We start from the raw sequence: 8,302 nt of genomic DNA, 5'->3' as shown, positions 1-8,302 counted from the left end.
TCGATTCTGAAGATTCTGTCGAAGTGTGGGCAGGCGGCTGTTGAGAGAGCTTCGAGTAGCGTTCGAGTAGGTTGGCAGTAGCGCCGTTCGAGGCGAGTTGTTCCTTGTCATTCCAACGTTCTGCAAGTTCACGTCGCTACTCTCAATATTTTAGAGTAGATGTCAGTGGGTGGCCGGAGGACTCTGCTGCGGGCAGTGAGGCGGCAGTGGCGGGGGATCAGGTGCCGGGGACGTACCATGTGGCTCGCGGGTCTCGAGGTGACTGTCCTCTGCGCTCCACCAGTCCCTCTTCGCGCAGCGTCTTGAGCCACCGCAGGACCGTAGGGCGGGATGCGTTGACGCCCGACGCAATCTCCCCCGTGCCCAATGGTCCGGTGCTTCGCAGGAGCGTGACGACCTCGAGCGAGCCGTGAGGCAGTTTCTCAATGACGTCGCTCGAGATGGCCGACGTCGCATCCAGCCTCACGATGACGCTGGTTGAGGTCTGACGATAGTGAGGGTCCGCGAGGCCGGCCCGGCGCATGTCGTCAACCATGCGTCGAATACCCTCGCCGAGCTCCTGTGTGATCCCGAGGTCCGCGCACACCCTCGCGATGCGCGGGTTGCGTGCGTATCGCGCGATCTCGAGCGGGCGACTCGGATCGCTCATTCCGGGAAAACGGCCCGGACTGGAAACCTCGATGCGGTGGGGGAAGATCGACACGCGGATGTGGTCTCCAGCCATCGAGTAAGAGCGGTGGACGACGGCGTTCACCACGGCCTCCAGCCAGGCGTCCCGGGGGATGATGTCCGTGGGGCCGAAGGTCCCCTCGTTCTTCAGGGCCCTGCGCTTGGGGGCCCACTGATCGATGAGCTCAGCTGCTCTGGCGATGACGTCTGGGATGGTGCCCTCGAGGCGTCGATCGCCGTCGGCCTCCATGGTTTGGCGCGCTCCGGTGCCTGTCTCGTCCTCTCGGTAGCGTAGGACGCGCACCAGTGCCTGCGGCAGAAGCTGCTCGGGTGCAGCGCCGAAGAGCAGGAGTGCGGCGATGGTGGGCTTGCCGTCCTGTGTCAGGAGGCTGCGGCTGCGTAAGACGTGGCTGTCGTCTCCGTGCGCGCCGATCTCTGCTCGTAGTCGATCGATCGCCTTTCCGCTCAGGTCAGCCATCGTGATACCGGCGGGCTGGGCCTCATATGTCTCGGCCTCCCGGTCGTAGACGAGCTCTTCCCACATCGGGCCGTCAAGCTTCACGGTGGAGTCGCCCATGCGCAGGAAGGCTGTTCCGTCACTGCGTCGGTGTGCGTGTCGGCTGGGAGGTACCTGGGCGACGAGAAGATGGTCTTGCGTGCCGTCGTCGTTCATCACCGGGACCTCCCGGAAGTGGACGCGCAGTGGTGGAGCCACCATGGTCATCGGTACCTGGCGAAGCCTGTTGGTTTGAGAGGGTGTGGAGTCGGTCCCCTCGACTCGCTTCTCGCTCAAGCCGACGACGACCGTTCCACCTTCCGCGTTCGCCATCCCGATGATGGCCTTGGCGAAGCTCTTCTGGTCAACACGGATGGATTTGCGTTCGAACCACTGGTTCTCCTGCGTCTGAGCCAGTCGCTCACTGCGTTCGTTGATGGGGAGGTTGAGTAGCGCATCAATGTCGTCGTGGCCCATGGTTCTACTCTAACATTTTTAGAGTACGTAAGAGTGGGTGTGAGCGGGGTGGCTCTCGGGCCCGCCTCACGTCGACACTTCGACCAAAACTTCAGAAACGACGCGGCTCCGGGTCGATTCTGAAGATTCGGTCGAAGTGTGGTCGCAGGGCGTGCGGGGAGGGAGCTGCGGGCCGCGTGATGTGCAGGCAACACGGCGCACCGTATGCTTGACCTCAGCCACGTCGTCGTGGGCGCCGCACGGCGACGGCTCCATCCCCGGAAGCCCCTGCCAGGACGCCCGCACCGGCGCGGAGCACCTGATGCTAGACACGCACTGATTCCAGGACCCGAGGAGCGCCTTATGGCACTGGTCGTCCAGAAGTACGGCGGCTCGTCCGTCAGCGACGTCGACGCGATGCGGCGCGTCGCCCGGCGCATCGTCGCCACCCGCGAGGCCGGTAACACGGTCGTTGTCGTCGTCTCCGCGATGGGAGACACGACCGACGAGCTCCTCGACCAGGCCGCCGCCCTGACCACCGACGCCCCCGCCCGCGAGATGGACATCCTGCTGTCCGCCGGTGAGCGCATCTCCGTGGCCCTGCTCGCCATGGCCGTCTCCGAGCTCGGCGTCCCGGCGCGCGCCTACACCGGCGCCCAGGCCGGGGTCCTCACCGACTCCAAGTACGGCAAGGCCTCCATCGTCGGCGTGCTGCCCGAGCGTGTGGCCCGTTCCATCCAGACCGGCTCGGTCGCCATCGTCGCTGGCTTCCAGGGCATCAACGAGGTCGAGGACACCACCACCCTGGGGCGCGGCGGCTCCGACACGACCGCGGTCGCCCTGGCCGCGGCCCTCAACGCCGACGTTTGCGAGATCTACACCGACGTCGACGGCCTGTTCACCGCTGACCCCCGCATCGTCCCCACCGCCAAGCGCATCGAGTCTCTTTCCAGCGAGGAGACCCTGGAGCTGGCCGCCCACGGCGCCAAGATCCTCCACCTGCGGGCCGTGGAGTACGCCCGCCGCTTCGGGGTGCCCCTGCACGTGCGCTCCTCCTTCTCCGACAAGACCGGGACCTGGATCTACGACGGCCGCCGCGAGGGCGCCTTCGTGCCCTCGGTCGTGGCCGCCCAGCTCGACGACGTCGTCGCCGCCGACACTGACAGCTCGCCCAGTGCCCCGAGCGCCGCGAGCCCGGCCGCCCCGCAGTCCGCCGATGAGGCCTGGGGAGCCGCCCCGGCCTCGCCCTCAGACCCCGCCGGGCTCGACGAGGGGCCCTCGGCCTCCGTCGTCGACACCGCGCACCGCAATGCCATCGCCGCGCGGGCCCAGGCCCGCCCCCGCCCGACCGCCAAGGAGGACCACGTGGAAGCCCCCGTCATCTCCGGAATCGCCCACGACCGCAGCCAGGACAAGATCACGCTCGTGGGCGTGCCCGACGTCCCCGGCGCCGCCGCCCGCATCTTCGCGATCGTGGCCGGCACCGACGCCAACATCGACATGATCGTCCAGGACGTCTCCGCCGAGGGGACGGGCCTGACCAACATCTCCTTCACCTGCCCCGACGGCGACTCCGCCGCCGCCCGCGAGGCCCTCGAGGCCGCCCGCGAGGAGCTGGGCTTCCGAAGCCTGCACTTCAACCCTGACATCGGCATCCTGTCCCTGGTGGGGGCCGGCATGCGCTCCAACCCGGGGGTCTCCGCGCGCCTGTTCGGCTCGTTGAGCGAGGCCGGGGTCAACATCCACATGATCTCCACCTCCGAGATCCGCATCTCGGTGGTGGTCGACGACGCCGTACTCGACGAGGCCGTGCGCGCCGTCCACTCCGCCTTCGGCCTCGACGCCCAGGCCGCCGAGGCGGTCGTCTACGGAGGGACCGGACGATGAGCAATCCCGTGAACACCTACACCGGAGTGGCCGACGGCGTCTGCGTCGCCGTCGTGGGGGCCACCGGCCAGGTCGGCCGCGTCATGCGTGCCATGCTGGCCGAGCGCGACTTCCCCGCCCGCTCGGTGCGCTTCTTCTCCTCGGCCCGCAGCGCCGGGACCGTCGTGGACTTCCGCGGCGCCCAGGTCGAGGTTGAGGACGTCGCCACCGCGGACCTGACCGGCATCGACGTCGCCATTTTCTCCGCCGGGGGTGCGGCCTCGCGCGAGCACGCCCCGCGTTTCGCCGCAGCCGGGGCCGTCGTCGTCGACAACTCCTCGGCCTGGCGCAAGGACCCCGAGGTGCCGCTCGTGGTCAGCGAGGTCAACCCGCACGCGCTGCGCGAGCGCCCCAAGGGCATCATCGCCAACCCCAACTGCACCACCATGGCGGCCATGCCGGCCCTCAAGGTGCTGCACGAGGAGGCCGGGCTCATCCGCCTCATCGTCTCCACCTACCAGGCCGTCTCCGGCTCGGGTCGGGCCGGGGTGGCCGAGCTGGCCGGGCAGGTGCGCGCCGTCGTGAACGAGGACATGGAGGGCCTGGCCCTGGATGGGCGGGCCGTCGAGTTCCCCGCGCCGGAGGTCTACGTCGACACCATCGCCTTCAACGCCGTGGCCTGGGCCGGCGGCGACGCCGGTGACGGTTCCGGTGAGACCGACGAGGAGCAGAAGCTGCGCAACGAGTCCCGCAAGATCCTGGGGATCCCGGACCTGCTGGTCTCCGGCACCTGCGTGCGGATCCCGGTGTTCTCCGGCCACGGGCTCAGCATCAACGCCGAGTTCGAGCGCGAGATCAGTGTCGAGCGTGCCCGCGAGCTGCTGGAGGCGGCTCCCGGCGTCACTTACGACGACGTGCCCAGCCCCCTCAAGGGCGCCGGCCGCGACGGCACCTTCGTGGGGCGTCTGCGTGCCGACCAGGCCTTCGCTCCGGGCCACGGCCTGCAGTTCTTCGCCGTCGGGGACAACCTGCGCAAGGGCGCGGCCCTCAACGCCGTCGAGCTGGCCGAGCTGGTGGCCGCCGAGCTGCGGGGCTGACCGGGTCCTCTCTTTCGCCGAGCCGGGCACTTTTCGCGTGAGGCGACCGTTATGCGGTCGGGCTGCGCGAGACGTGCCCGGCTCGGTGTCTGCGCGGTCAGTGCGGCCGCCGATCTTCCCAGGAGCCCGGTGTAGAGTCCCGTCCATCAGAGGAGAGGAGGTGTCCTGTGAGCAGACAAGTGAGTGTCACTCTGCCAACTCATCTGGCGGACGAGTTGGAGCAGCGCGTCGCATCGGGTGCTTACACCGACCGCAGTGAGGCAGTCACTGATGGACTCCGGGAGCTGTTCGCCCGTGAGGAGGCCGTTGATGCCTGGCTGCGCGGCGATGTGGCGCCAGCGTATGACGAGCTGAGGGCTGATCCCTCGTTGGCCCTGAATGCCTCGCAGGTGCGTGCCCACATCGCGGCCCATCACTCCCGCCGGACCTCCGAGGCGTGAGGGCGATCTGTGACCCGGCGTGTGGGATACTCTCCGCAGGCGCAGCGTCATCTGACCGATCTCTACGACTGGATCGCACACGAGTCGGGCTTCCCTGATCGCGCCGAGGCCTACGTGACCGCGCTGATGGACCGGTGCGATGCGTTGGCCGACTTCCCAATGGTTGGTCGCGCTCGCGACGACATCCGCCCCGGCCTGCGCACCATCGGGTTTCGCCGACGTGCTGTCATCGCTTTCGCCATCACCGATGAGATGATTGAGATCATCGGCGTCTACTACGGCGGGCGCGACTATGGTCCGCTTCTGCGTGCCGACGATGAATGACTGAGCTTGCGAATCTGTGTGCGGCGTAGCCCTCCGCGCCGAGCCGGGCATCTTTCGCGTAGCCGGACAGAAATTCTGTTGTCCTCCGCGAGAGATGCCCGGCTCGGTTCGGTGTCTGCGCGGTCAGTGGGGCCGACGTCGGACCGGGGGAGGCACACCGTCAGCGTCCCAAGCCGCGTTCCTCCAGGAGGCGGTCGATGCGCTGGCTCAGCTCGCTGACCTGCTGCTGCAGGGCTGCCACCTGCGCCTGCGTGGCGGCCTCCTGCTCGGCGTTCTCCTCCTCGACCAGCGAGACGATCCACGAGGCCAGGGTCGCCGTGACGACGCCGGCCAGTGCCACCCCACCGATCATGAGCAGCGCTGCGATGAAGCGCCCCTGCGTGGAGAGCGGGAAGGTGTCGCCGTAGCCGACAGTGGTGATCGTCGTCAGCGCCCACCACAGGGCCTGGCCGAAGGACTGGATCGAGGAGCCCGGCTCATGACGCTCCGCATCCAGCACGGCCAGTGCCGAGGTGAAGATGAGCAGGGCGGCACTGCCGGCCGTGTACAGGGTGATGCGCCCGCGCAGCGCGGTGCCGGCGCTGCGCTGCATGATGCTCACGAGCGTCACCAGGCGCAGAAGCCTGAGCGGCCGCAGGATCGGCAGGACAATGATCGCCAGGTCGGGCAGGTGGCGGAGGAACCAGCGGCCCCGGTTCGGCGCCAGGACCAGGCGGACAAGATAGTCGAGGCCGAACAGTGCCCACACGGCGCCGATCACGAGCTCGGCCGTCTCCTTGGCCGCGCCTTGCGCGTTGGTGAGGACCTCCCAGGCATAGGCACCCAGGAAGACGATGGCGGCGCCTGCCAGCGGCCACTCAGCGGCCCGCTCCCACGCCCGCAGCCGAGCGCCCGGGCTGATTTCAGACGGCATGGACCGATAGTAGACGGCGCTGGGGAGAAGACTGTGTTGCCCTCACCGGTGGGGCATTTCTGCGCGGCCTGGACCGTCGACGCCGACGTCGCCGGTGCTGGCGTCGGAATTCTCGGTCTCCTGCGCTGGGAGATCGTGCAGGACGAACAGAGGGCTGACGCTCACCAGTACCAGGACGAACAGGATGGAAACGGTGCCGGTGGTGGGAAACGCACTGTGCTCGTTGATGCCGTGGAACCAGACGACGGCAGCCAAGCAGATGATCGTCGCCGTCGGTGAGACGGCGGCCAAGAGGGTAATGAATAGCCCTGCGGCGAACCAGAAGAGCAGGGTTCTCTGGATGGTGGGGGCGTCAGTATTATCGGCCTGGACAAGTATCGTGTTTGGAGGGCTGAAAAGAACGAGGATGGCGCCAATTCCGATGAGTGCCTCAGCCAGCCGTGCGGGGTGGAGGATGTACCTCCATCCGGATACCTGCGAGAGGGTCGAGCGTACGTGCTTTCTTGCTACGAAGGCGAGCGCCGCGCCCAGAAGCAAGCCGGCGGTGAACCATAAAGGCCTGGCGGCGTCTTCGAAATACGCCAGCGTACCTCCGTCGGAATCTTTCAGGACGCTCAGGATCAGCAGGGTTGCTCCTGAAGCCGTCAGGCTGGGCGGGTGATTCCATATCACCAGAGGGAAAACAAACAGGATCGCGGCGAGGAGGAGCGGACTCTCAACCTTGGGGGGATCTGTCAGGCGTGCATCAGAGGGGAGGGCGAACATCGAATTGAGGATGACCGTGAGTGCCACGGCGATGGGGGCGCGCACCTGCTGAAAAGAGATCTCATTCTTCATGGGTGTCCTTGTTCTGTGGTGAGATCTAGGGTTCTGTGGATTGGCCCGACGTGATTGGTCGTGGCTTCTTGTAGTGATACATGGTGAGCAGCCCGGCTGTGGCGGAGATGGCGAGAAGAGGGATGGGGAGAATGTCGGCCAATTAGGTACCCGCCGCCTCTGCGTTGTCGAAGGTGTAGTAGCGGATAAGGGTGACGACCAGATAGATCGGGGGAATGAAGGGCGATAGTCCGGCAAATGCAGTCATCGCGAAACCGCAGAGGAATGTGATAATAGACATACTGGTCTGTCCGGGTGTCGCCCATAAGCGAGAGGGTGAGGTGCTCACGAGTGGTGCGGACGCCAGGAGGCTGGCAAGTACTGCGACGGCGATTCTCCCGAGGAGCTGGTCCGTGATGCTGAGAGTTGAGTGATGCTTGCTCGTGCGGCTGATGGTGGTGCATGTTGCCGCGGCCGATCCGCACATGATTCCAGCCAGGATCCACAGGATGGGAGAGATCTGCTAGAGAACGCTCCGTCCTTGTTCGCTGTTTGCTGGCATGAGCTCGCCCATGAGGGCGGCGACAGTGAAAACTGCGCTTGTCGCCCCTTGTGCTTGCGGGGAATTGTAGGTGACCACCCCTGCGGAGACTATCCAGAAAACAACGGCGGATAATGCGTTGAATGAGTCGATTGAAAATGATGTGGAGTCGGGGTCGAGGCTATGCAGTTCCGTGAGTGCGATGATGGCGAAGGCGCTGAGCGCAACTGCTACCGGCGCCTGCAGTGGCCGGAACGGTTGGATCTCATTCATGTGGCGATGCTGCTCTTCTCAAGGCTTGGGAGGTGCCCGGCGTGTTACCGGGGTGCGGCGGCGCCGTGGCTCGATCTGGGTGGTGTGTCGTCGGGAAGTGTAGTGAAGAAAATTGTCCGTGTCGGCGGTTGGGGCCCGCCGAATAGAGGAATGTGGTGACGTCAGGCCGGTTGCCTGTGCCGGCGCACGAGGGACAGGGTCCTGTGATGTGCAGGCAGGCGTCACAGGGCCGGTGGGTATCTCCTGCCCATGGGGCCACTTCTCCCTGGGTGGGACAGTCGACGCCGCCGGGGGCATTTCTGTGCGGTTGGGGGCATTCGACGCTGTCGGGGACCGGAATCCTGTCCCCGGCCGCGCAGGGTGTCCCCCTCCGGAGCAGCGCGCACCCGGCCGCGTGGAATGTCCCCGGCC

7 protein-coding genes are annotated in these 8,302 nt (G+C 66.6%); 3 read left to right on the top strand and 4 right to left on the bottom strand.

The features are described from left to right. Positions 1 to 217: 217 nt before the first annotated feature. Entirely contained in the window at positions 218 to 1,642 is a 1,425-nt protein-coding gene (locus HMPREF3165_RS07510; RefSeq protein WP_083303243.1) for an ATP-binding protein, read from the bottom strand. A 342-nt stretch (positions 1,643 to 1,984) separates the two neighbouring features. Here HMPREF3165_RS07510 and HMPREF3165_RS12900 point away from each other — a divergent pair, with 342 nt between their 5' ends. From HMPREF3165_RS12900 to HMPREF3165_RS07490, 3 genes are all read left to right on the top strand, one after another. Further along, positions 1,985 to 3,508, top strand: a complete 1,524-nt coding sequence (locus HMPREF3165_RS12900) for an aspartate kinase (protein ID WP_083303242.1) — start codon at positions 1,985 to 1,987, stop codon at positions 3,506 to 3,508. After that, a complete protein-coding gene (locus HMPREF3165_RS07500; RefSeq protein ID WP_070512030.1) occupies positions 3,505 to 4,584 on the top strand; it encodes an aspartate-semialdehyde dehydrogenase in 1,080 nt (359 codons plus the stop codon). The genes HMPREF3165_RS12900 and HMPREF3165_RS07500 overlap by 4 nt, the downstream gene beginning before the upstream one ends. 461 nt (positions 4,585 to 5,045) lie before the next feature. After that, complete coding sequence (locus HMPREF3165_RS07490; protein WP_232211353.1) at positions 5,046 to 5,348, top strand: type II toxin-antitoxin system RelE/ParE family toxin; 303 nt, start codon at positions 5,046 to 5,048, stop codon at positions 5,346 to 5,348. Between the two features lie 160 nt (positions 5,349 to 5,508). On the opposite strand, the gene HMPREF3165_RS07485 is transcribed toward HMPREF3165_RS07490, so the two are convergent. The 3 genes from HMPREF3165_RS07485 to HMPREF3165_RS13815 form a co-directional block, all read right to left on the bottom strand. After that, positions 5,509 to 6,261, bottom strand: coding sequence for a potassium channel family protein (locus tag HMPREF3165_RS07485; protein ID WP_070512027.1), 753 nt, complete (start codon positions 6,259 to 6,261; stop codon positions 5,509 to 5,511). 42 nt (positions 6,262 to 6,303) lie between these two features. Beyond that, entirely contained in the window at positions 6,304 to 7,098 is a 795-nt protein-coding gene (locus HMPREF3165_RS07480; protein ID WP_070512025.1) for a hypothetical protein, read from the bottom strand. A 502-nt stretch (positions 7,099 to 7,600) separates the two neighbouring features. Next, entirely contained in the window at positions 7,601 to 7,891 is a 291-nt protein-coding gene (locus HMPREF3165_RS13815) for a hypothetical protein (RefSeq protein ID WP_256275217.1), read from the bottom strand. Between the last annotated feature and the right edge of the window lie 411 nt (positions 7,892 to 8,302).

The sequence above is a fragment of the Actinomyces sp. HMSC08A09 genome, assembly GCF_001807465.1.
Lineage (GTDB): Bacteria > Actinomycetota > Actinomycetes > Actinomycetales > Actinomycetaceae > Actinomyces > Actinomyces oris.
The sequence above is the reverse complement of the archived record's forward strand: the minus strand, read 5'-3'. Positions and strand labels throughout refer to the sequence as shown.